This window comes from Arthrobacter sp. MW3 TE3886, assembly GCF_041262145.1.
In the GTDB taxonomy this organism is placed as follows: Bacteria; Actinomycetota; Actinomycetes; order Actinomycetales; family Micrococcaceae; genus Arthrobacter.
The window spans coordinates 3,829,525-3,850,265 of sequence record NZ_JBGCAN010000001.1 but is presented as its reverse complement, the minus strand read 5'-3'; the positions used below and the strand labels follow the sequence as shown (position 1 = coordinate 3,850,265).

Genomic DNA, 20,741 nt, shown 5'->3' with positions numbered 1-20,741 from the left:
ACCGTGGCACAGGACGTGCTTACCGACCTTAGCAAGGTCCGCAATATCGGCATCATGGCCCACATCGATGCCGGCAAGACCACTACTACCGAGCGCATCCTGTTCTACACAGGTGTGAACCACAAGATCGGCGAAACGCACGACGGCGCTTCGACGACTGACTGGATGGAACAGGAAAAGGAACGCGGCATCACCATCACGTCTGCCGCCGTGACCTGCTTCTGGGAAAACAACCAGATCAACATCATCGACACCCCCGGCCACGTTGACTTCACGGTCGAGGTTGAGCGCTCCCTGCGCGTCCTCGACGGCGCAGTCGCCGTGTTCGACGGCAAGGAAGGCGTGGAGCCGCAGTCTGAGACTGTTTGGCGCCAGGCTGACAAGTACAACGTTCCGCGCATCTGCTTCGTCAACAAGATGGACAAGCTCGGCGCTGACTTCTACTTCACCGTCGACACCATCATCAGCCGCCTCGGTGCCAAGCCGCTCGTCATGCAGCTGCCGATCGGCGCCGAGAACGACTTCATCGGCGTCGTCGACCTCCTTTACATGCGTGCGCTGGTCTGGCCCGGCGACGCCAAGGGTGACGTCACCATGGGTGCCAAGTACGAGATCCGCGAGATCCCGGCTGACCTCCAGGCGAAGGCCGAAGAGTACCGCGCAACGCTCGTTGAGACGGTTGCCGAGGCCTCCGAGGAACTCATGGAGAAGTACCTCGAGGGCGAAGAGATCAGCATCGATGAGCTCAAGGCCGGCATCCGCAAGATGACGATCAACTCTGAGCTGTACCCGGTGTTCTGTGGTTCCGCATTCAAGAACCGCGGCGTCCAGCCGATGCTCGACGCAGTGGTGGACTACCTGCCGAACCCGCTCGACGTCCCGCCGATGATCGGTCACGATCCCCGCGACGAAGAGAAGGAACTTACCCGTAAGCCCTCCTCTGAAGAGCCCTTCTCCGCACTGGCCTTCAAGATCGCCGCGCACCCCTTCTTCGGCCAGCTCACCTTCATCCGCGTGTACTCCGGTCACGTGGAAGCAGGCTCGCAGGTGGTCAACTCCACCAAGGGCAAGAAGGAGCGCATCGGCAAGCTGTTCCAGATGCACGCCAACAAGGAAATGCCCGTCGAGGGCGCTACCGCCGGCCACATCTACGCAGCGATCGGCCTGAAGGACACCACCACGGGCGACACCCTGTGCGATCCGGCCAACCAGATTGTCCTCGAGTCCATGAGCTTCCCGGAGCCCGTGATCTCGGTAGCGATCGAGCCGAACACGAAGGGTGACCAGGAGAAGCTCTCCACGGCCATCCAGAAGCTCTCCGCTGAGGACCCGACCTTCCAGGTCTCCCTCAACGAGGACACCGGCCAGACCATCATCGCCGGCATGGGCGAGCTCCACCTGGACATCCTGGTGGACCGCATGCGCCGCGAATTCAAGGTCGAGGCAAACGTTGGCAAGCCGCAGGTTGCTTACCGCGAAACCATCAAGCGTGCTGTGGAGCGTCACGACTACACGCACAAGAAGCAGACCGGTGGTTCCGGCCAGTTCGCAAAGATCCAGATCGCGATCGAGCCGCTGGACACCTCGGGTGGCGAGCTGTACGAGTTCGAGAACAAGGTCACTGGTGGCCGCGTTCCGCGCGAGTACATCCCGTCGGTCGACGCCGGCATCCAGGATGCGCTTAACGACGGCGTCCTGGCCGGTTACCCGGTTGTCGGCATCAAGGCGACGCTGATTGACGGCGCTTACCACGATGTTGACTCCTCGGAAATGGCGTTCAAGATCGCCGGCCGTATGGCTTTCAAGGAAGCCGCACGCAAGGCGAACCCTGTCCTGCTCGAACCGCTGATGGATGTCGAGGTCCGCACCCCTGAGGAATACATGGGTGAAGTTATCGGTGACCTCAACTCCCGCCGTGGCCAGATGCAGTCCATGGAAGATGCCCAGGGCGTCAAGGTTATTCGCGCACACGTCCCGCTGTCCGGCATGTTCGGCTACATCGGTGACCTGCGCTCGAAGACCCAGGGCCGCGCTGTGTACTCCATGACGTTCAACAGCTACGCCGAGGTCCCGAAGGCAGTTGCCGACGAGATCATCCAGAAGAACCGCGGCGAGTAGTCCCTAGGACGCCTCGCAGTAACAAGAAACTCGGGTGCGTCTCCGCCAGCGGAGATACATCTGGTGCAAGTGGCCGGACTCCGGTCAGCTGTAGTCCGGCCAGGCCGGAGTCAGGCCGCCTGCACGAACAGGCTCTAGGCACTAGCATTAGTACCTGAATCTGCAATTTCATCAATCCAAAGCCCCCCAAGTAGACTTACTGGAGTTTCTGCCGCGACAAGCGCGGCCGAAGGGTAAGTCATTTGAAAACGTTCTAGGAGGAACCTGTGGCAAAGGCAAAGTTCGAGCGGACTAAGCCGCACGTTAACATCGGTACCATTGGTCACGTTGACCACGGTAAGACGACGCTGACGGCCGCCATTTCCAAGGTGCTGTACGACAAGTACCCGACTCTCAACGAGAAGCGTGACTTCGCGTCGATTGACTCTGCTCCCGAAGAGCGTCAGCGCGGCATTACCATCAACATCTCCCACGTTGAGTACCAGACCGAGAAGCGCCACTACGCACACGTAGACGCTCCGGGTCACGCTGACTACATCAAGAACATGATCACCGGCGCTGCTCAGATGGACGGTGCAATCCTCGTGGTTGCCGCCACTGACGGCCCGATGGCTCAGACCCGCGAGCACGTTCTGCTCGCCCGCCAGGTTGGCGTTCCCTACCTGCTGGTCGCGCTGAACAAGGCTGACATGGTTGACGACGAAGAGCTCCTCGACCTCGTTGAAATGGAAGTTCGCGAGCTGCTCAGCTCGCAGGGCTTCGATGGCGATGAGGCTCCGGTTGTTCGCGTTTCCGGCCTGAAGGCCCTCGAAGGCGACCCCGTCTGGGTCAAGTCCGTTGAGGACCTCATGGCAGCTGTCGACGAGTCCGTTCCGGACCCCGTACGTGACCGTGACAAGCCCTTCCTGATGCCGATCGAAGATGTCTTCACGATCACCGGCCGTGGCACCGTTGTTACGGGCCGCGCCGAGCGTGGAACCCTCGCCATCAACTCCGAGGTCGAGATCGTCGGCATCCGCCCGGTCCAGAAGACCACGGTTACCGGTATCGAGATGTTCCACAAGCAGCTCGACGAAGCATGGGCCGGCGAGAACTGTGGCCTCCTGCTCCGCGGTCTGAAGCGCGACGATGTCGAGCGTGGCCAGGTTGTCGTCAAGCCGGGTTCCATCACCCCGCACACCGACTTCGAGGCTAACGTCTACATCCTCTCCAAGGACGAAGGCGGACGTCACAACCCGTTCTACTCCAACTACCGCCCGCAGTTCTACTTCCGCACCACGGACGTAACCGGCGTTATCACCCTGCCGGAAGGCACGGAAATGGTTATGCCCGGCGACAACACTGAGATGACCGTTGCACTCATCCAGCCGATCGCAATGGAAGAGGGCCTCGGCTTCGCTATCCGCGAAGGCGGCCGCACCGTTGGTTCAGGACGCGTCACCAAGATCATCAAGTAATTACTTGCCGATCTGATGCTTTGCCCCTGATCAGCCCGCCGTCCGGCAGCTGAACAGAGGATCGGGAACAGCCCCGCTGCACTTGCAGCGGGGCTGTTCCTTTTAAGTTCCTGATACCTTTGCAGGAAGGGAAAGGAGCTCACCATGGGCTGGTTAATTTTTCTGCTGATTGCCGCAGCGGTCGTCGTCGCGTTCTTTTGGGCGAAGAAGCACTTCCGCCAGGAGATTGAGCGCGCCAAGCGCATCAACCGGTCAAACCGCAACCAGTAGCAGCGGCCGGACGGGACTCAGGCCCGGCGTGCCCGCGCGAGGGCCTGGTACCAGTAGTACGAGTCTTTCGGCGTGCGCTTGAGGCTCGTGAAATCGACGTGCACCAGGCCGAAGCGCTGCGAGTAACCGGCCGCCCATTCGAAGTTGTCCATCAGCGTCCAGACGTAGTAGCCGAGCAGCTCGACGTCGTGGGCCACGCCCCCGGGGGAAGTGGCCTCCACCGCCTGGCTGAGGTGCGCGGCGAGGTAGCTGATCCGCCCGGCGTCGGGGATGGGACCGGTGACGTGGTCCGGTTCGGGGAAGCTCGCCCCGCTCTCGGTGATGTAGAGCGGCGGCAGCGAGGCACCGTACCGGTCCTTCAGCTCCCGGAGCAGGATCCCCAGGTGGTCCGGAGCGACCGGCCAGCCGAATCCCGTGCGCTCGTACTCCGGGAACGCGGCCATATGGAACGGAACTTTGAGCATCGCCTCCGCGGTTGCCGAAAGGCTGTCGACGCCGCGCCCCGTGGCCACCTTGACGGGGTAGTAATAGTTCAGGCCGTAGAAATCCAGCGGCTGGTGGATCGTGGCCAGGTCCGCGTCGCTGATGCTCCGCATTGAACGGAACCACGGCCGGGCGATCAGCGGCAGCCGGGGAAAGCGGCCCAGGAGGATCGGGTCAGCGTAGAGCCGGTTCAGCACGAAGTCGAACACCCTGGCCAGCAGCCTGTCCGTTGGCGAACCGGAGGCAGGCCGGACGGGGGAATGCAGGTTCGTCACGCCGACGGCGCCGGCGACACCCTCCGCGCGCAACGCCTGAACCGCCAGCCCGTGCCCCAAGAGCTGATGCCGCACCGACGGCAGGGCATCGAAGAGCAGGCCGCGGCCGGGCGCGTGGACGCCCAGGGCGTAGCCGTTCAGGGTAACCGAGGCGGGCTCGTTCAGCGTCACCCACTGCGCCACGCGGTCGCCGAACCGCTTGCCTGCGGCCGCGCTGTACTCGGCAAACCGTTCCGCCGTCGAACGGTCCATCCAGCCGCCCCGGTGCTCGAGGGGCAGCGGCGTATCCCAGTGGTAGAGGGTGGCCATGGGGGAGATGCCGGCGGCGAGGAGCCGGTCGATCAGGCGGTCGTAGAAGTCCAGGCCGGCCGCATTGAAGCGGCCGCTGCCCTCGGGCTGGACCCGCGGCCAGGAGATCGAGAAGCGATAGGAATCGATCCCGAGATCGTGCATCAGTTCGATGTCTTCCTCGGCACGGTTATAGTGGTCGCAGGCGACGGCGGGGGAGTGCCCGTGCAGGATGTTGCCGGGCTTTTCGGCAAAGGCGTCCCAGCCCGAGGGCCCGCGGCCGCCGGCGGCGAGGCTCCCCTCGATCTGGAAAGCCGCGGAGGAAACACCCAGGGTGAATCCCGGGCTCAGGCGCGCGGCGAGGGCCTGAACTGCCACAGAGTCCTGCACAGTCATGCCCCTATCATCCATTCGACGGCGATTCAGGACAATGGCCCTCCGGCAGGGATTGCAGTGCAGTGATTGCAGTGCCTGCTACGGGCTGATTCGCTTCTGCCCGAATATTCCGGCATACTAGATGAGTTGTTCAAGCGCTCTTTCGCGTCCCGATCCGGATAATGCCGGGTGCCAGGGTCCAAGTGAGAGACCAAACATAACCCACTCCCCATGGAATTGCGGACGCGTACGTGTGAAAACATGCGACACGCCCGACCGCGGGGGTCGGTTGCGTCGGCAGGTTGAGGAACCCGGATCCTTCCGGATTCAGCTTGTGCGGCGGGTGGTAGTTACGACTTCAAATGCTTCGGCAGCCATACAACTAGTAAGTGAACAGGGCAGCCCTAATCAGGGGAAGCACAGACTGAAAGAGAGTCAGGCGACATGGCGGGACAAAAAATCCGCATCCGGCTGAAGTCATATGACCACGAGGTCATTGACGTTTCAGCACGGAAGATCGTTGAGACGGTCACGCGCGCAGGCGCAACTGTAGTTGGCCCCGTGCCGCTGCCGACGGAGAAGAACGTTTACTGCGTTATCCGCTCTCCGCACAAGTACAAGGACAGCCGCGAGCACTTTGAAATGCGCACGCACAAGCGTCTTATCGACATCATCGATCCCACGCCCAAGGCTGTTGATTCGCTCATGCGTCTCGACCTGCCGGCCGACGTGAACATCGAAATCAAGCTGTAGGGAGGTGCTGAGAGACTATGACCGCAACCCGTAACGTAAAGGGCCTGCTGGGCACGAAGCTCGGCATGACCCAGGTCTGGGACGAGAACAACAAGCTCATCCCCGTCACTGTGGTCCAGGCTGACTCGAACGTCATCACGCAGCTGCGCAATGCAGAAACTGATGGCTATGTCGCCGTTCAGATCGGCTACGGCCAGATCGATCCCCGCAAGGTCACCAAGCCGCTGGCTGGTCACTTTGAAAAGGCAGGCGTCACGCCTCGCCGCCACGTCGTAGAACTGCGCACTGCAGATGCTGACTCTTACGAGCTGGGCCAGGAGCTCTCCGTAGAGCTCTTCGAAGCCGGCCAGAAGATCGACGTCGTTGGCACCACCAAGGGTAAGGGCTTCGCCGGTGTTATGAAGCGTCACGGCTTCCACGGCGTTGGAGCTTCCCACGGTGCCCACAAGAACCACCGTAAGCCCGGTTCAATCGGTGGCGCATCCACCCCGAGCCGCGTCTTCAAGGGCATGAAAATGGCCGGCCGCATGGGCGCCGTTCGTCACACCACGCTGAACCTCACGGTCCACGCGGTTGACGTCGAGAAGTCGCTGCTCCTGATCAAGGGCGCCGTCCCCGGCGCCCGCGGCCAGGTCGTACTCGTACGCACCGCCGTGAAGGGAGCCTAGTTCAATGACTAGCACTGTCAAGGTTGACCTGCCTGCAGAGATCTTCGACGTACAGACCAACGTGCCGCTGCTGCACCAGGTCGTCGTTGCCCAGCTCGCTGCTGCTCGCCAGGGTACCCACAAGACCAAGACCCGCGCCGAGGTTTCCGGTGCAGGTCGCAAGCCGTTCAAGCAGAAGGGCACCGGCCGCGCCCGTCAGGGTTCCATCCGTGCTCCTCACATGACCGGTGGTGGCGTTGTCCACGGCCCCACGCCGCGTGACTACAGCCAGCGCACCCCCAAGAAGATGATTGCTGCTGCACTGCGCGGCGCACTCTCGGACCGCGCCCGCAACGGCCGCGTCCACGTCGTTGCTGACCTGGTTGCCGGCTCCAAGCCGTCCTCCAAGGAAGCACTGGCAACCCTGCGCGGAGTTTCCGAGCGCAAGAACCTGCTCGTTGTCATTGAGCGCGCCAACGATGTTGCTGCACTGTCCGTGCGCAACCTCGAGGAAGTTCACGTTCTGTACGCAGACCAGCTGAACACCTACGACGTTCTCGTTTCCGACGACGTAGTCTTCACCAAGGCTGCCTACGAAGCATTCGTTGCTGACAAGGCTGCAAAGAACGAGGAGGATGCCAAGTGAGCGCAGCCACCATCAAAGACCCGCGCGACGTCGTGCTTGCACCCGTCGTCTCGGAAAAGAGCTACGGCCTGATCGACGAGGGCAAGTACACCTTCCTGGTGGACCCCCGCTCGAACAAGACCGAGATCAAGCTGGCCGTGGAGAAGATTTTCTCCGTCAAGGTCGAATCGATCAACACCATCAACCGTGCCGGTAAGCGCAAGCGCACCAAATTCGGCTGGGGTACCCGCAAGAACACCAAGCGTGCCATTGTGAGCCTCAAAGAAGGCACTATCGACATCTTCGGCGGTCCGCTTTCATAGCGGAGACCACTTTAACGAGGAAATAAATTATGGGAATCCGTAAATACAAGCCGACTACCCCGGGCCGTCGCGGCTCGAGCGTAGCGGACTTCACTGAAATCACGCGGTCGACGCCGGAAAAGTCGTTGGTACGTCCCCTCCCGAAAAAGGGTGGCCGTAACAACTCCGGTAAGATCACGACCCGTCACAAGGGTGGTGGACACAAGCGCCAGTATCGTCTGATCGACTTCCGTCGCCACGACAAGGACGGCGTCAACGCCCGCGTTGCCGAAATCGAGTACGACCCGAACCGCACGGCTCGGATCGCCCTCCTGCACTACGTTGATGGCACCAAGCGTTACATCATCGCCCCGAACAAGCTGTCCCAGGGCGACTTCGTAGAGGCCGGCGCCGACGCTGACATCAAGCCCGGCAACAACCTTCCGCTGCGCAACATCCCGGTCGGTACCGTAATCCACGCAGTCGAACTGCGCCCGGGTGGCGGCGCCAAGATGGGCCGCTCCGCCGGCGCATCGATCCAGCTCGTTGCAAAGGAAGGCCGTTTCGCCCAGCTGCGTCTGCCTTCCGGCGAAATCCGCAACGTTGACGTGCGCTGCCGCGCAACCGTCGGCGAGGTCGGCAACGCCGAGCAGTCGAACATCAACTGGGGCAAGGCCGGCCGTATGCGGTGGAAGGGCGTTCGCCCGACCGTCCGTGGTGTCGCCATGAACCCGGTTGACCACCCCCACGGTGGTGGCGAGGGTAAGACGTCCGGTGGACGTCACCCCGTCAACCCGAACGGTAAGCGCGAAGGCCGCACCCGCCGTCCCAACAAAGAGAGCGACAAGCTTATTGTTCGTCGCCGTCGTACTGGCAAGAACAAGCGATAGGAGCCTGGACACATGCCACGCAGCCTGAAAAAAGGTCCTTTCGTTGACCAGCACCTCTTTGTAAAGGTAGCCAGGGAAAACGAAAAGGGCACCAAGAACGTCATCAAGACCTGGTCCCGCCGTTCGATGATCGTCCCCGACATGCTCGGCCACACGATCGCCGTACACGACGGACGCAAGCACATCCCCGTGTTTGTCACTGAGTCGATGGTCGGGCACAAGCTCGGCGAATTCGCTCCCACGCGGACATTCCGCGGCCATGTCAAGGACGACCGTAAGGGCAAGCGCCGCTAGGCGCCTGCACTTACGTCAAAGACGAGAGAAGGAAAGCAATGGAAGCCAAGGCAATTGCGCGTCACATCCGCGTAACGCCTATGAAGGCCCGGCGCGTCGTCAACCTTGTTCGTGGTAAGCAAGCGAATGAGGCTCTGGCAATTCTGAAGTTTGCCCCCCAGGCAGCTTCGGAGCCGGTATTCAAGGTAGTTCAGTCGGCAATCTCCAACGCCCGGGTCCTCGCGGACCGCGACGGCGTGGCGTTTGACGAAGGTGACCTCATCATCAGCGAAGCGTTTGTTGATGAAGGCCCGACCATGAAGCGGTTCCAGCCGCGAGCCCAGGGTCGTGCATTTCAGATCAAGAAGCGCACGAGCCACATCACCGTGGTAGTCGCTACCCCGGAGAAAGAGGAGGCTCGCTAAGTGGGACAGAAAGTTAACCCGCACGGGTTCCGACTCGGCATCACCACCGATCACGTATCGCACTGGTTTGCTGACAGCACCAAGGCCGGCCAGCGGTACAAGGACTTCGTTCGCGAAGACATCCGCATCCGCCAGCTCATGTCCACGGGCATGGAGCGCGCCGGTATCGCCAAGGTCGAAATCGAGCGCACCCGCGACCGTGTCCGTGTGGATATCCACACGGCACGTCCGGGCATCGTCATCGGCCGCCGCGGCGCTGAAGCAGACCGCATCCGCGGCGAGCTTGAGAAGCTCACGGGCAAGCAGGTACAGCTGAACATCCTCGAGGTCAAGAACCCCGAGATGGAAGCCCAGCTTGTCGCCCAGGGCGTTGCTGAGCAGCTGACTTCCCGCGTGGCTTTCCGCCGTGCGATGAAGAAGGCCATGCAGTCCGCACAGCGCGCCGGTGCCAAGGGCATCCGGATCGCTTGCTCGGGTCGACTGGGCGGCGCAGAAATGTCCCGCTCGGAGTTCTACCGCGAAGGCCGTGTGCCCCTGCACACCCTGCGTGCGAACATCGACTACGGCTTCTACGAGGCCAAGACCACCTTCGGCCGCATCGGCGTGAAGGTCTGGATCTACAAGGGCGACGTCACTGCCAAGGAACTGGCTCAGCAGGCAGCTGCTGCTCCGTCCCGTGGCCGTGCCGGCGACCGCCCGGGCCGCCCGGGTGGCGCCGACCGTGGTGACCGCCGCCGTCGTCCCGACCGCCCCGCAGCTGAGGCAGCACCTGCCGCCGAAGCTCCGGCTGTCGAAGCAGCAGCTGCACCGGCAGTAGAAGGAGGACAGGCTTAAATGCTTATCCCACGTCGAGTCAAGCACCGTAAGCAGCACCACCCGGGTCGTTCCGGCGCTGCTACGGGCGGCACCCAGGTCTCCTTCGGTGAGTGGGGCATCCAGGCGCTGAGCCCGGCCTACGTCACGAACCGTCAGATCGAATCTGCCCGTATCGCGATGACCCGCCACATCAAGCGTGGCGGAAAGGTCTGGATCAACATTTACCCGGACCGTCCGCTGACGAAGAAGCCGGCCGAAACCCGCATGGGTTCCGGTAAGGGTTCTCCGGAATGGTGGGTCTCAAACGTCAAGCCGGGCCGGGTTCTCTTCGAACTCTCCGGTGTCAGTGAAGAGGTAGCTCGCGAGGCCCTGCGCCTGGCAATCCACAAGCTGCCGTTGAAGGCACGCATTGTGCGTCGCGAAGGTGGTGAGTAGAAATGGCAGTAGGATCCAAGGAACTTGCATCCGCACAGCTGGACGGTTTCGACAACGAGCGTCTCGTTGAAGAACTCCGCAAGGCCAAGGAAGAGCTGTTCAACCTGCGTTTCCAGTCCGCCACCGGTCAGCTGGAGAACCACGGTCGTCTGCGCGCGGTAAAGAAGGACATCGCCCGCATCTACACCGTTCTCCGTGAGCGCGAGCTCGGCATTCGTGCCGAGGTTGCCGCACCGGTTGTGGAAGCCAAGGAAGAGAAGAAGTCCAAGAAGGCTGCAACCAAGAAGGCCGAAAAGGCTGAAACGGTTGAATCCGAGGAGGATGCCAAGTGAGTGAAAAGGACGAGAACGTGACGGAAACTGTTTCCGACGCAGCCAAGGCTGACGAGCGCGGTTACCGTAAGACGAAGCGCGGCTACGTCGTCTCGGACAAGATGGAAAAGACCATCACTGTCCAGGTCGAAGACCGCGTGAAGCACGCCCTCTACGGCAAGGTCATCCGCCGCAACGCCAAGATCAAGGCTCACGACGAAGAGAACAGCGCCGGCATCGGCGACCTCGTGCTCCTCGCCGAGACCCGCCCGCTCTCCGCTACCAAGCGGTGGCGTCTGGTCGAGATCCTCGAGAAGGCCAAGTAACACCTGCACCTGGTGCCTGGTGATACAGCAGAAGCCCTCGTTCCCCTCTGGGGGAGCGGGGGCTTCCGCGTTGCCGGCAGCAGCCGCCGCGGGCCGCCTGCGCCCTGCTACAGCCGCTTGCCGGGCGCGTCAGGCGGAGCAGCCTTTGGGAGGCCTGCGACGGCGGCCGGCCGGGTTCCCGGGTTTGCCCGGCGGCGGGCCCGCCTAAAGCCTGTCCGGCGTGACGGCGACGGCAGTTGCGCGGGCCGGGGGTGTGCAGGCGCCATGGCTGTGATATGGGGATACGCCCAAAACGTGCTAAGATTTTGAGTTTGTATGGCGCCTTTTGCGCGCCGTCATCAACCTCGTAAACAATCGTGCCACGGCATAGTGCCCCCTTGCGCCCCGACTCGTCGGGAACCGCCTGGGAAGCAAATGTTTTTGGCACGGGCGTTTAGGCCTGGTCTGGCAAAATCCAGGCAGGTCAAGAGACACCCCGATCAACCGTTCCGCAAGGCTCATTCCGTAGGAAGATTTTCGGTCTGAGAACCAGCGCGACGCAAGGAGTAAATAGTGATTCAGCAGGAGTCGCGACTCAAGGTCGCCGACAACACGGGTGCTAAGGAAATCCTTACCATTCGCGTTCTCGGTGGATCTGGCCGTCGCTACGCAGGCATTGGCGACGTAATCGTCGCTACCGTCAAGGATGCAATTCCGGGCGGCAACGTAAAGAAGGGCGACGTCGTCAAGGCTGTCATCGTCCGTACCAAGAAGGAACGCCGCCGTGCGGATGGTTCCTACATCAAGTTTGACGAGAACGCAGCCGTCATCCTGAAGAACGACGGTGACCCCCGCGGTACCCGTATCTTCGGACCGGTTGGTCGTGAACTTCGCGACAAGAAGTTCATGAAGATCGTTTCTCTGGCTCCGGAGGTGCTCTAGTCCATGGCTAAGATCAAAAAGGGTGACCTCGTTCAGGTCATCACTGGCGCCAAGGCTGAGCGCGGCGGCGACAAGGGTAAGCAGGGCAAGGTTCTGCGCGTCTACCCGGAGACCAACCGCGTGTTGGTTGAAGGCATTAACCGCGTAACCAAGCACACCAAGGTCGGTCAGTCGCAGCGCGGCACCAAGACCGGTGGCATTGAGGTCGTCGAGGCTTCGATCCACATCTCCAACGTGGCTCTGGTTGACCCGTCCACCAAGAAGCCCACCCGCGTCGGTTTCCGCACCGAGACCGTTGAGCGCGATGGCGTGAAGCGTGAAGTGCGCGTCCGCGTGGCCAAGAGCTCAGGGAAGGACATCTAATGACTGAGACTCTCGAGACTCCGGCAAGCAAGATCGTTCCTCGTCTGAAGACCAAGTACGCCGATTCCATCAAGAACACGCTGACTGAGGAATTCAAGTACCAGAACGTCAACCAGGTTCCCCGCCTGGTGAAGGTCGTTGTGAACATGGGTGTTGGAGATGCCGCCAAGGACTCCAAGCTGATCGACGGCGCTGTCCGCGATCTGACCCTGATCACCGGCCAGAAGCCGCAGGTAACCAAGGCCCGCAAGTCGATCGCACAGTTCAAGCTGCGCGAAGGCATGCCGATTGGTGCACACGCAACTCTTCGTGGGGACCGCATGTGGGAATTCCTGGACCGTCTGGTCACGCTGGCCCTGCCGCGTATCCGCGACTTCCGTGGCCTCAGCGGCAAGCAGTTCGATGGCAACGGCAACTACACCTTCGGTCTGACCGAGCAGGTTATGTTCCACGAGATCGACCAGGATTCCATTGACCGCGTTCGCGGTATGGACATCACCGTCGTGACCACTGCCAAGACCGACGACGAAGGCCGCGCGCTGCTGAAGGCGCTTGGCTTCCCGTTCAAGACCGAAGACTAATCTAGCTACGTAAAAGGTCCGCCCGCGCTCTGTTCCGAATTCTGTTCGGGACAATCGGCACGGCGGAAACCGTTATGAGGAAGGGCAAGAGCCCACATGACAATGACAGATCCCGTCGCAGACATGCTTACGCGTCTGCGCAACGCTAACTCGGCATACCACGACTCCGTGACCATGCCGTACAGCAAGCTCAAGGCACGCGTTGCCGACATCCTGAAGGCTGAAGGTTACATCGCCTCCTGGAAAGAAGAAGACGCTGAGGTTGGCAAGAAGCTGACCCTCGAGCTCAAGTTCGGTCCGAACCGCGAGCGTTCAATCGCTGGCGTTCGTCGTATTTCCAAGCCGGGACTGCGCGTTTACGCAAAGTCCACCAACCTGCCGCACGTGCTCGGTGGCCTGGGTGTCGCAATCCTGTCCACCTCTTCCGGCCTCTTGACTGACAAGCAGGCCGGCAAGAAGGGCGTGGGCGGCGAAGTCCTCGCTTACGTCTGGTAACGGGAAAGGAAGAGAATAATGTCACGTATTGGACGTCTCCCCATCACCGTTCCTGCCGGCGTTGAGGTCAAGGTTGACGGCTCTGTCGTCAGCGTCAAGGGTTCCAAAGGCGAGCTGAGCCACACTGTGGCCAGCCCGATCGAGGTTTCCCTGGAAGATGGCACCCTGACTGTCGCCCGCCCGAACGACGAGCGCGCCTCACGTTCGCTGCACGGCCTGACCCGCACCCTGATCGCCAACATGATCCAGGGTGTCACCGCAGGCTACGAGAAGAAGCTTGAGATTGTCGGTACCGGTTACCGCGTCCAGGCCAAGGGTTCTGACCTTGAGTTCGCTCTGGGCTACAGCCACCCGGTTAACGTCTCGGCACCGAACGGCATCACCTTTGCAGTTGAGACCCCGACCAAGCTCTCTGTTTCAGGTATCTCCAAGCAGCAGGTCGGCGAGGTTGCTGCCAACATTCGCAAGCTGCGGAAGCCGGACCCCTACAAGGGCAAGGGCATCCGTTACGCAGGCGAAGTCATCCGCCGCAAGGTCGGAAAGGCTGGTAAGTAACCATGGCGATCGCAATTAACAAGAAGCGTACGAACAAGAGCAAGTCTGCCCAGCGCAGCCGCCGCCAGCTTCGTATCCGCAAGCGCATCTCCGGTACGGCTGTACGCCCGCGTCTGGTCGTCAACCGTTCCGCACGTCACGTATTCGTCCAGGTTGTCGATGACACCAAGGGCCTGACCGTGGCAAGCGCCTCCACACTGGAAGCCGACCTTCGTGCATTCGACGGTGACAAGACCGCCAAGGCCAAGCGCGTTGGCGAACTGGTCGCCGAGCGTGCCCAAGGCTGCCGGTATCGAAGCAGTTGTCTTCGACCGCGGTGGTAACAAGTACCACGGCCGGATCGCCGCCGTCGCTGACGGCGCACGTGAAGGTGGGCTGGCACTGTGACCGAAAATAACGAAAAGGACATTCAGGTGACTGAAGCTGTAGCTGCTCCGGCAACTGAGACCGCTGCGCCTGCTACCACTGACGACCGCCGTGGTGGCGCTCGTCGTGGCGAGCGTGGCGACCGCGGCCAGGGCCGTGGCGACCGTGGCGGCCGTGGTGGCCGTGACGGCGGCCGCGAGGCCGAGAAGAGCCAGTTCGTAGAGCGCGTCGTAACCATCAACCGCGTTTCCAAGGTCGTCAAGGGTGGTCGTCGCTTCAGCTTCACCGCCCTCGTCGTCGTCGGTGACGGCAACGGCATGGTCGGCGTTGGCTACGGCAAGGCAAAGGAAGTTCCTGCCGCTATCGCGAAGGGCGTTGAAGAGGCCAAGAAGTCCTTCTTCCGCGTTCCCCGCATCGGCAGCACCATCCCGCACCGCGTTCAGGGTGAGGCCGCCGCAGGCGTCGTCATGCTGCGCCCGGCTTCCGCCGGTACCGGTGTTATCGCCGGTGGCCCGGTCCGTGCAGTACTGGAGTGCGTGGGCATCCACGACATCCTCTCCAAGTCGCTCGGTTCTTCCAACGCCATCAACATCGTTCACGCGACCGTTGACGCGCTGAAGCGCCTCGAAGAGCCGGCAGCAGTGGCAGCACGCCGCGGCCTCCCGCTCGACGAGATCGCCCCGCCGGCAATGGTCAAGGCGCTCCTGAACCAGAAGGCAGGTGTCTGAGTCATGGCTAAGAACGTGCTTGTCTCCGACGCAAAGTTGGAGATCACTCAGATCAAGTCCGCCATTGGCGGCAAGCAGAACCAGCGCGACACCCTGCGGTCCCTCGGCCTGAAGCGGATCGGACACACCGTTGTCCGCACCGCCGACGCCGTGACCGTCGGGATGCTCAACACGGTTCCGCACCTGGTAAAGGTAGAGGAGGCGAAGTAAATGGCAGAGAAGAACACCGCCGAAAAGGCACAGGGCGCCGCTGAGAAGCAGAACGCACTGAAGGTTCACCACCTGCGTCCCGCCCCGGGTGCCAAGACCGCCAAGACCCGTGTTGGTCGTGGTGAAGGTTCCAAGGGTAAGACCGCCGGTCGCGGTACCAAGGGTACGAAGGCCCGCTACCAGATCAAGGCTGGCTTTGCCGGCGGCCAGCTGCCGCTGCACATGCGCCTGCCGAAGCTGCGCGGCTTCAAGAACCCGTTCCGGGTTGAGTACCAGGTTGTAAACCTGGACAAGCTCAACGAGCTGTTCCCGGAAGGTGGCGCTGTCACCGTGGAGAACCTGGTCGAAAAGGGTGCCGTTCGCAAGAACCAGCCCGTCAAGGTGCTGGGCACCGGCGACATCACCGTCAAGGTTGACGTCACCGTCCACGCATTCTCGGCCAGCGCTGCTGACAAGATTGCTGCAGCAGGCGGAAGCGCCACCGCCCTCTAACGAGGCGGCGGGGCAATTGCCCGTTGTTGAAACTCCCGGTACCAGGGGCTCACGCCCCCGGTGCCGGGAGTTTTTTTCATTTTCCGGCCCCCGCCGATTGTTCGCCGGGCGCATCCACCCGTTAGACTCGGTTGTTGGGTTTATTTGACCTGTCTCACACGACTTTACTTATTACTCAGGAGGACGCTTGCTTAGCGCATTTGGCCGGGCCTTTCGCACGCCTGATCTGCGACGCAAGTTGTTGTTCACGCTGGGAATCATCACAATCTTCCGCTTGGGTGCCTTCATCCCCTCGCCTGGTGTGAGCTACCAGAATGTCCAGCAATGCTTGCAGAACGGTCAGACCTCGGGCGGGATCTACCAGCTCGTCAACCTGTTCAGCGGCGGTGCATTGCTGCAGGTCTCCATCTTTGCCCTCGGCATCATGCCGTACATCACCGCCAGTATCATCGTCCAGCTGCTCCGGGTGGTCATTCCCCGCTTCCAGCAGCTCTACGAAGAGGGCGCCTCGGGCCAGTCCAAGCTGACCCAGTACACCCGTTACCTCACGATCGCCCTCGGCCTGCTCAATGCCACGACGCTGGTGTCGCTGGCACGGTCCGGCCAGTTGCTGCCAAACTGCCAGCTGCCCATCATCCCGGACAGCTCGATCGTCACCACGGTCCTGATCATCATCACGCTCACGGCCGGCACCGGCCTGATCATGTGGATGGGTGAGCTCGTGACGGAGAAGGGCGTCGGCAACGGCATGTCCCTGCTCATCTTCACGTCCATCGCCGCAGGCTTCCCCGGCTCGCTCGGTGCGATCTGGAAGGCCCAGGGCCCCGGCACGTTCTTCCTGGTCCTGATCATCGGCCTGCTCACCGTGGCCCTCGTGGTCTTCGTGGAGCAGTCCCAGCGCCGGATCCCGGTGCAGTACGCCAAGCGGATGATCGGCCGCCGCACGGTTGGCGGAACCAGCACCTACATCCCCATCAAGGTGAACATGGCCGGCGTCGTGCCCGTCATCTTCGCCTCGTCCATGCTGTACCTGCCGGGGCTGATCTCACAGTTCAACCAGCCCAAGGCCGGCGAGCCGGTGCAGCCCTGGGTTGAGTGGATCAACAACAACCTGACCAAGGGCGACCACCCGATCTATATGGCACTGTATTTCGCCATGATTGTGTTTTTCACCTACTTCTATGTTGCGATTACTTTCAACCCTGAAGAGGTCTCGGACAACATGAAGAAGTACGGCGGCTTCATTCCGGGCATCCGCGCCGGCAAACCGACCGCGGACTATCTTCAGTACGTCCTATCCCGGATCACCCTGCCCGGCGCCTTCTACCTTGGCTTCGTGGCACTGATCCCGCTGGTTGCACTGGTCCTGATCAACGCGAACCAGAACTTCCCGTTCGGCGGCACCTCGATCCTGATCATGGTGGGCGTCGGTCTGGAGACCGTGAAGCAGATTGATGCGCAACTACAGCAACGTCACTACGAAGGGCTTTTGCGATGACGAGAATGTTGATTATCGGACCTCCCGGGTCCGGCAAGGGAACGCAGGCGGAACGCATTTCCGAACGCCTCGGCGTCGTTGCGATCTCCACAGGAGACATCTTCCGCGCCAACGTCAAGGGTGAGACTCCGCTTGGTGTCGAAGCCAAGAAGTACATGGACGCAGGCGACTTCGTCCCGGACAGCGTCACCAACAAGATGGTGCGTGACCGCCTCAGCGAGGACGACGTGGAGGCAGGCTTCCTGCTCGACGGGTACCCGCGCACGACCGCGCAGGTGGACTACCTCGAAGACATCCTCGCCGGCGCCGACCAGAAGCTCGACGTCGTGCTCCAGCTCACCGCTGACGACGAGGAGCTGGTCACCCGCCTCCTGGGCCGTGCCAAGGAAACTGGCCGCAGCGACGACAACGAAGGCGTTATCCGTCACCGGCTGGACCTGTACCACGAGCAGACCGAGCCCGTGGTGGCCAAGTATGCCGAACGCGGCATCCTGACCCAGGTGGACGGCATCGGCGGCATCGACGAAGTCACCGAGCGCGTCATGGAAGCGATCAAGTCCGCCCAGGCCGCCTGATCCACACCCGCTGATCCACGCTTGCAGTGCGACTGACGCACTCCCGAAGGGCGCGTTCCGTACCATCGTGTACGGGACGCGCCCTTCGGCGTGGGCGGCCCCGCGGCGGGCGGTTCCGAACCGTTGAGCCGGTGCGGGAGAATAGAGCTTGAAGACTTGGGTTGATGACCCATGGTGGAGGCCCGGGTTCTAGCGCGCCCGGACCGCGAGAGAAAACACTGAGGTAGCGATGGCATTCGGCCAGGCACGCATTGAATACAAGACCAACGCCCAGATGCGCACGATGCACGAGGCCGGGCTGGTCCTGAGCCGGGCACTGGATGCGGCAGTGGCCGCCGCGGCCCCCGGCGTCACCACGGCCCGGCTGGACGAGGTCTTCGCCGCCGTGCTCCAGGACGCCGGCGCCAAGTCCAACTTCCTCGGCTACCACGGGTTTCCGGCCACGATCTGCACCTCGGTGAACGAAGAGGTGGTGCACGGCATCCCCGGCACCCGGGTGCTCCAGGACGGCGACATCATCTCGATCGACGGCGGCGCGATCGTGGACGGCTGGCACTCCGATTCGGCGCGGACCGTGGTTGTCGGCACCGCCGATCCGGAGGACGTACGCCTCTCCGAGGTCACCGAGGAAGCCATGTGGCGAGGCATCGCAGCCTTGGCCACCGGAAAATTCGTGGGCGATATCGGCAACGCGGTGGACGACTACGTCTCCTCCGTGCCGGGCAAACCGCTGGGCATCCTCGAAGACTATGTGGGCCACGGAATCGGCTCCGAGATGCACATGGCGCCGGACGTGCTGAACTACCGCACCGGCCATCGCGGGCCAAAGATCCGCCCGGGGCTGTGCCTCGCAATCGAGCCCATGCTGGTCCGCGGCAGCATCGACACCGCAATCCTCGACGACGACTGGACCGTTGTCACCACGGACGGCAAGCGCTCCTGCCAGTGGGAGCACTCGGTCGCCGTGCACGAGAAGGGGATCTGGGTCCTCTCGGCACCGGACGGGGGAGCGGCGAAACTGGCGCCGCTCGGCGTCGTGCCCGTCCCGATCCCCTAAGCCCGAAGCACCCAGCGCCTCGCAAGTTTTCTGGCGACGCGCAAATCCCTGGCGACACCCGAATGCCGGTAGCGCCAGGGATTTTGCGCGTCTCAGGACAGCTGGGGCGCACAATGGAGCCATGGGAGCAACGGGAGCCATCACCGACGTCGCCGGGATCCGGGTAGGCCATGTCCACAAGTCCGGCGACGGCTGGCTGAGCGGGGTGACGGTGGTCCTCCCGCCGCCTGGGACGGTGGGCTCGGTCGACGTCCGCGGCGGCGGTCCCGCGACGCACGAGACTGACGCGCTGGATCCCACCACGCTGTCCCAAACCGTGGACGCCGTGGTCCTGACCGGGGGGAGCGCCTTTGGCCTCGCCGCGGCGCACGGCGCCCAGCGCTGGTGCGAGGAGAACGGCCGCGGCTTCCCGGTCCCCGGCGGGCTTGTGCCGATCGTGCCGGCGGCCGCGATCTTCGACCTGGGCCGCGGCGGCGATTTCTCCGCCCGTCCCGGCGAGGCGATGGGCTATGCGGCGACGGCCGCCGCCGCCGGGCAGCCGGAAGGGCACGACGTCGAGCGCGGCAACGTCGGCGCCGGCACAGGAGCAGCAATCGGCCGAGGCACGTACAAAGGGGGAGTGGGCACAGCCTCAATCACTTTAGACAATGGGGTCGTTGTAGCGGCGCTGGCGGTAGTCAACGCGCTGGGACTTCCATTCGGCACATCGAGCCAGTGGACGGAACCCGGCAGCGTGCGTCTAAGCGAGGAACGAGCGAGCACGCCGAGGGTTTCGGCCGCTGACTCGGAAGGTGAGGCGGAACCCGGCGGCACGGATCCGGATGCAAAGCAGCCCCCGCCGCTCAACACCACGCTCGTCGTCGTCGCCACCGACGCCGTCCTGGACAAGGCGGACTGCAAACGGACGGCCTCCGCGGCTCACGCCGGACTGGCCCGGGCTCTGAATCCAAGCCACACCCTCGCCGACGGCGACACCGTGTTCGCCCTGGCGACGGGCGCCGTCGCGCTGGACCGCAGCACCCCGACGGCCCGGCAGATCAGCCTCATTACCCTGCAGAGCGCGGCCGCCGACGTGGTCCGGCTGGCCATCCTCGACGGGATCTCGCAGGCGGAAGCAGTGACGACGGCGGCCGGGACGCTAGGTGCGTACGGACGCTGAGTGCGCTACGATGGGCGGATTTAACTTTGGATTTAACAATCGGGCCGTGATGGCGTAGTGTTGTCTGTTGGTTGTCTGCCCCGTTGTGCCCTTTTGGGGTCGGGTGGCACCAACCAATCAATCAAAAACGTCCGCGGTCATGACCGGTGCAAACCGGGAGGCTGCGGCAACAACAGTTAGCGGAGGGTATGGCCAAGAAGGACGGGGTCATTGAGATCGAGGGCGTTGTGACCGAGGCGCTGCCCAACGCGATGTTTCGCGTTGAGCTCACCAACAAGCACATCGTTCTGGCACACATCTCTGGAAAGATGCGCCAGCACTACATCAGGATCCTCCCCGAGGACCGCGTAGTGGTGGAGCTGAGCCCTTACGACCTGACACGTGGTCGTATCGTCTACCGCTACAAGTAAACACTGGGCGGCCAGGGCGACAGCCGAGGGCCGGTCCAGCTGACCAACTGCAACACGCAAAGGAACGCCATGAAGGTCAAGCCGAGCGTCAAGCAGATCTGCGAAAAGTGCAAAGTGATCCGCCGTAATGGCCGGGTCATGGTGATCTGCGAGAACCCGCGCCACAAGCAGCGCCAGGGCTAATTTCCTTCACGGGAAACCCTGGGTTGCTAACCCACGCAAGTAAATAAAGGCAGCACAAGCTGAACTGGGACGTATTGAG

Annotated in this window: 29 protein-coding genes and 1 pseudogene; 29 read left to right on the top strand and 1 reads right to left on the bottom strand. The window is 62.4% G+C overall.

Annotated features, from left to right (window positions below):
* Positions 1 to 3: 3 nt before the first annotated feature.
* The 3 genes from fusA (at position 4) to ABH915_RS17480 (ending at position 3,845) form a co-directional block, all read left to right on the top strand.
* Entirely contained in the window at positions 4 to 2,118 is a 2,115-nt protein-coding gene (fusA, locus tag ABH915_RS17490) for an elongation factor G (RefSeq protein ID WP_018773659.1), read from the top strand.
* A 266-nt stretch (positions 2,119 to 2,384) separates the two neighbouring features.
* Complete coding sequence (gene tuf, locus ABH915_RS17485; RefSeq protein ID WP_018773660.1) at positions 2,385 to 3,575, top strand: elongation factor Tu; 1,191 nt, start codon at positions 2,385 to 2,387, stop codon at positions 3,573 to 3,575.
* A 144-nt stretch (positions 3,576 to 3,719) separates the two neighbouring features.
* Positions 3,720 to 3,845: a hypothetical protein gene (locus ABH915_RS17480; RefSeq protein WP_018773661.1), complete on the top strand. Its 126-nt coding sequence runs from the start codon at positions 3,720 to 3,722 to the stop codon at positions 3,843 to 3,845.
* Positions 3,846 to 3,862: 17 nt separating this feature from the next.
* Here ABH915_RS17480 and ABH915_RS17475 read toward each other — a convergent pair whose 3' ends face one another.
* Positions 3,863 to 5,287, bottom strand: a complete 1,425-nt coding sequence (locus tag ABH915_RS17475; RefSeq protein ID WP_370123677.1) for a GH1 family beta-glucosidase — start codon at positions 5,285 to 5,287, stop codon at positions 3,863 to 3,865.
* A 423-nt stretch (positions 5,288 to 5,710) separates the two neighbouring features.
* On the opposite strand from ABH915_RS17475, the gene rpsJ reads away from it, so the two are divergent.
* The 26 genes and pseudogenes from rpsJ (at position 5,711) to rpmJ (ending at position 20,662) form a co-directional block, all read left to right on the top strand.
* A complete protein-coding gene (gene rpsJ / locus ABH915_RS17470) occupies positions 5,711 to 6,019 on the top strand; it encodes a 30S ribosomal protein S10 (RefSeq protein WP_003803825.1) in 309 nt (102 codons plus the stop codon).
* Between the two features lie 17 nt (positions 6,020 to 6,036).
* Positions 6,037 to 6,687, top strand: coding sequence for a 50S ribosomal protein L3 (rplC, locus tag ABH915_RS17465; RefSeq protein ID WP_003803812.1), 651 nt, complete (start codon positions 6,037 to 6,039; stop codon positions 6,685 to 6,687).
* Positions 6,688 to 6,691: 4 nt separating this feature from the next.
* Complete coding sequence (gene rplD, locus ABH915_RS17460) at positions 6,692 to 7,312, top strand: 50S ribosomal protein L4 (RefSeq protein WP_018773663.1); 621 nt, start codon at positions 6,692 to 6,694, stop codon at positions 7,310 to 7,312.
* Positions 7,309 to 7,614 (top strand): 50S ribosomal protein L23, encoded by a 306-nt coding sequence (rplW, locus tag ABH915_RS17455; protein WP_018773664.1) that lies wholly within the window; start codon positions 7,309 to 7,311, stop codon positions 7,612 to 7,614. The genes rplD and rplW overlap by 4 nt, the downstream gene beginning before the upstream one ends.
* 29 nt (positions 7,615 to 7,643) lie before the next feature.
* Positions 7,644 to 8,483, top strand: a complete 840-nt coding sequence (gene rplB, locus ABH915_RS17450; RefSeq protein ID WP_026266473.1) for a 50S ribosomal protein L2 — start codon at positions 7,644 to 7,646, stop codon at positions 8,481 to 8,483.
* A gap of 12 nt (positions 8,484 to 8,495) precedes the next feature.
* A complete protein-coding gene (rpsS, locus tag ABH915_RS17445) occupies positions 8,496 to 8,777 on the top strand; it encodes a 30S ribosomal protein S19 (protein WP_018773666.1) in 282 nt (93 codons plus the stop codon).
* Positions 8,778 to 8,815: 38 nt separating this feature from the next.
* Positions 8,816 to 9,181, top strand: coding sequence for a 50S ribosomal protein L22 (rplV, locus tag ABH915_RS17440; protein ID WP_003803798.1), 366 nt, complete (start codon positions 8,816 to 8,818; stop codon positions 9,179 to 9,181).
* Positions 9,182 to 10,015: a 30S ribosomal protein S3 gene (rpsC, locus tag ABH915_RS17435; RefSeq protein ID WP_018773667.1), complete on the top strand. Its 834-nt coding sequence runs from the start codon at positions 9,182 to 9,184 to the stop codon at positions 10,013 to 10,015.
* Positions 10,016 to 10,432 (top strand): 50S ribosomal protein L16, encoded by a 417-nt coding sequence (rplP, locus tag ABH915_RS17430; protein WP_018773668.1) that lies wholly within the window; start codon positions 10,016 to 10,018, stop codon positions 10,430 to 10,432. It abuts the gene before it with no gap.
* Between the two features lie 2 nt (positions 10,433 to 10,434).
* Entirely contained in the window at positions 10,435 to 10,764 is a 330-nt protein-coding gene (gene rpmC / locus ABH915_RS17425) for a 50S ribosomal protein L29 (RefSeq protein WP_018773669.1), read from the top strand.
* Positions 10,761 to 11,069 carry a 30S ribosomal protein S17 gene (rpsQ, locus tag ABH915_RS17420; protein ID WP_018773670.1) on the top strand — a complete coding sequence of 103 codons (309 nt, stop codon included), beginning with the start codon at positions 10,761 to 10,763 and terminating at the stop codon, positions 11,067 to 11,069. Before rpmC ends, rpsQ begins: the two co-directional genes overlap by 4 nt.
* A 552-nt stretch (positions 11,070 to 11,621) precedes the next feature.
* On the top strand, positions 11,622 to 11,990 hold the full coding sequence (rplN, locus tag ABH915_RS17415; protein WP_003803789.1) for a 50S ribosomal protein L14: 369 nt from the start codon (positions 11,622 to 11,624) through the stop codon (positions 11,988 to 11,990).
* 3 nt (positions 11,991 to 11,993) lie between these two features.
* The gene (gene rplX / locus ABH915_RS17410) at positions 11,994 to 12,353 is read left to right on the top strand and encodes a 50S ribosomal protein L24 (RefSeq protein ID WP_018773671.1); all 360 of its coding nucleotides are present in this window, start codon (positions 11,994 to 11,996) and stop codon (positions 12,351 to 12,353) included.
* Entirely contained in the window at positions 12,353 to 12,934 is a 582-nt protein-coding gene (rplE, locus tag ABH915_RS17405) for a 50S ribosomal protein L5 (protein WP_018773672.1), read from the top strand. The genes rplX and rplE overlap by 1 nt, the downstream gene beginning before the upstream one ends.
* Positions 12,935 to 13,030: 96 nt before the next feature.
* Positions 13,031 to 13,429: a 30S ribosomal protein S8 gene (rpsH, locus tag ABH915_RS17400; protein WP_018773673.1), complete on the top strand. Its 399-nt coding sequence runs from the start codon at positions 13,031 to 13,033 to the stop codon at positions 13,427 to 13,429.
* Positions 13,430 to 13,447: 18 nt separating this feature from the next.
* On the top strand, positions 13,448 to 13,984 hold the full coding sequence (gene rplF / locus ABH915_RS17395; protein WP_011692797.1) for a 50S ribosomal protein L6: 537 nt from the start codon (positions 13,448 to 13,450) through the stop codon (positions 13,982 to 13,984).
* A 2-nt stretch (positions 13,985 to 13,986) separates the two neighbouring features.
* Positions 13,987 to 14,371: pseudogene (rplR, locus tag ABH915_RS17390) on the top strand (50S ribosomal protein L18).
* A 26-nt stretch (positions 14,372 to 14,397) separates the two neighbouring features.
* Positions 14,398 to 15,078, top strand: coding sequence for a 30S ribosomal protein S5 (gene rpsE, locus ABH915_RS17385; RefSeq protein ID WP_173403037.1), 681 nt, complete (start codon positions 14,398 to 14,400; stop codon positions 15,076 to 15,078).
* Positions 15,079 to 15,081: 3 nt separating this feature from the next.
* Positions 15,082 to 15,288, top strand: a complete 207-nt coding sequence (gene rpmD / locus ABH915_RS17380) for a 50S ribosomal protein L30 (RefSeq protein WP_018773676.1) — start codon at positions 15,082 to 15,084, stop codon at positions 15,286 to 15,288.
* Positions 15,289 to 15,780 (top strand): 50S ribosomal protein L15, encoded by a 492-nt coding sequence (rplO, locus tag ABH915_RS17375; RefSeq protein WP_370123655.1) that lies wholly within the window; start codon positions 15,289 to 15,291, stop codon positions 15,778 to 15,780.
* Positions 15,781 to 15,967: 187 nt separating this feature from the next.
* On the top strand, positions 15,968 to 17,278 hold the full coding sequence (gene secY / locus ABH915_RS17370) for a preprotein translocase subunit SecY (RefSeq protein WP_026266474.1): 1,311 nt from the start codon (positions 15,968 to 15,970) through the stop codon (positions 17,276 to 17,278).
* 5 nt (positions 17,279 to 17,283) lie between these two features.
* Positions 17,284 to 17,853 (top strand): adenylate kinase, encoded by a 570-nt coding sequence (locus ABH915_RS17365; protein WP_018773679.1) that lies wholly within the window; start codon positions 17,284 to 17,286, stop codon positions 17,851 to 17,853.
* 229 nt (positions 17,854 to 18,082) lie between these two features.
* Entirely contained in the window at positions 18,083 to 18,910 is an 828-nt protein-coding gene (gene map, locus ABH915_RS17360; protein WP_370123651.1) for a type I methionyl aminopeptidase, read from the top strand.
* A 121-nt stretch (positions 18,911 to 19,031) separates the two neighbouring features.
* Positions 19,032 to 20,069 (top strand): P1 family peptidase, encoded by a 1,038-nt coding sequence (locus ABH915_RS17355; protein WP_370123648.1) that lies wholly within the window; start codon positions 19,032 to 19,034, stop codon positions 20,067 to 20,069.
* A 188-nt stretch (positions 20,070 to 20,257) separates the two neighbouring features.
* On the top strand, positions 20,258 to 20,479 hold the full coding sequence (infA, locus tag ABH915_RS17350; protein ID WP_009358723.1) for a translation initiation factor IF-1: 222 nt from the start codon (positions 20,258 to 20,260) through the stop codon (positions 20,477 to 20,479).
* 69 nt (positions 20,480 to 20,548) lie between these two features.
* Positions 20,549 to 20,662 (top strand): 50S ribosomal protein L36, encoded by a 114-nt coding sequence (gene rpmJ, locus ABH915_RS17345; protein ID WP_009358722.1) that lies wholly within the window; start codon positions 20,549 to 20,551, stop codon positions 20,660 to 20,662.
* Positions 20,663 to 20,741 lie beyond the last annotated feature (79 nt).

Bases quoted from the DNA above. Each gene is read 5' to 3' on its own strand.
- rplE (WP_018773672.1), top strand. From the start codon at position 12,353: ATGACTGAGACTCTCGAGACTCCGGCAAGCAAGATCGTTCCTCGTCTG.
- ABH915_RS17355 (WP_370123648.1), top strand. From the start codon at position 19,032: ATGGGAGCAACGGGAGCCATCACCGACGTCGCCGGGATCCGGGTAGGC.
- ABH915_RS17365 (WP_018773679.1), top strand. From the start codon at position 17,284: ATGTTGATTATCGGACCTCCCGGGTCCGGCAAGGGAACGCAGGCGGAA.
- rpmJ (WP_009358722.1), top strand. From the start codon at position 20,549: ATGAAGGTCAAGCCGAGCGTCAAGCAGATCTGCGAAAAGTGCAAAGTG.
- rplF (WP_011692797.1), top strand. From the start codon at position 13,448: ATGTCACGTATTGGACGTCTCCCCATCACCGTTCCTGCCGGCGTTGAG.
- rpsS (WP_018773666.1), top strand. From the start codon at position 8,496: ATGCCACGCAGCCTGAAAAAAGGTCCTTTCGTTGACCAGCACCTCTTT.
- ABH915_RS17475 (WP_370123677.1), bottom strand. From the start codon at position 5,287: ATGACTGTGCAGGACTCTGTGGCAGTTCAGGCCCTCGCCGCGCGCCTG.
- rpmD (WP_018773676.1), top strand. From the start codon at position 15,082: ATGGCTAAGAACGTGCTTGTCTCCGACGCAAAGTTGGAGATCACTCAG.
- rplC (WP_003803812.1), top strand. From the start codon at position 6,037: ATGACCGCAACCCGTAACGTAAAGGGCCTGCTGGGCACGAAGCTCGGC.
- infA (WP_009358723.1), top strand. From the start codon at position 20,258: ATGGCCAAGAAGGACGGGGTCATTGAGATCGAGGGCGTTGTGACCGAG.
- rplB (WP_026266473.1), top strand. From the start codon at position 7,644: ATGGGAATCCGTAAATACAAGCCGACTACCCCGGGCCGTCGCGGCTCG.
- rpsJ (WP_003803825.1), top strand. From the start codon at position 5,711: ATGGCGGGACAAAAAATCCGCATCCGGCTGAAGTCATATGACCACGAG.
- rplO (WP_370123655.1), top strand. From the start codon at position 15,289: ATGGCAGAGAAGAACACCGCCGAAAAGGCACAGGGCGCCGCTGAGAAG.
- rplP (WP_018773668.1), top strand. From the start codon at position 10,016: ATGCTTATCCCACGTCGAGTCAAGCACCGTAAGCAGCACCACCCGGGT.
- rplV (WP_003803798.1), top strand. From the start codon at position 8,816: ATGGAAGCCAAGGCAATTGCGCGTCACATCCGCGTAACGCCTATGAAG.
- rpmC (WP_018773669.1), top strand. From the start codon at position 10,435: ATGGCAGTAGGATCCAAGGAACTTGCATCCGCACAGCTGGACGGTTTC.
- rpsH (WP_018773673.1), top strand. From the start codon at position 13,031: ATGACAATGACAGATCCCGTCGCAGACATGCTTACGCGTCTGCGCAAC.
- rplX (WP_018773671.1), top strand. From the start codon at position 11,994: ATGGCTAAGATCAAAAAGGGTGACCTCGTTCAGGTCATCACTGGCGCC.
- rplD (WP_018773663.1), top strand. From the start codon at position 6,692: ATGACTAGCACTGTCAAGGTTGACCTGCCTGCAGAGATCTTCGACGTA.
- map (WP_370123651.1), top strand. From the start codon at position 18,083: ATGGCATTCGGCCAGGCACGCATTGAATACAAGACCAACGCCCAGATG.
- ABH915_RS17480 (WP_018773661.1), top strand. From the start codon at position 3,720: ATGGGCTGGTTAATTTTTCTGCTGATTGCCGCAGCGGTCGTCGTCGCG.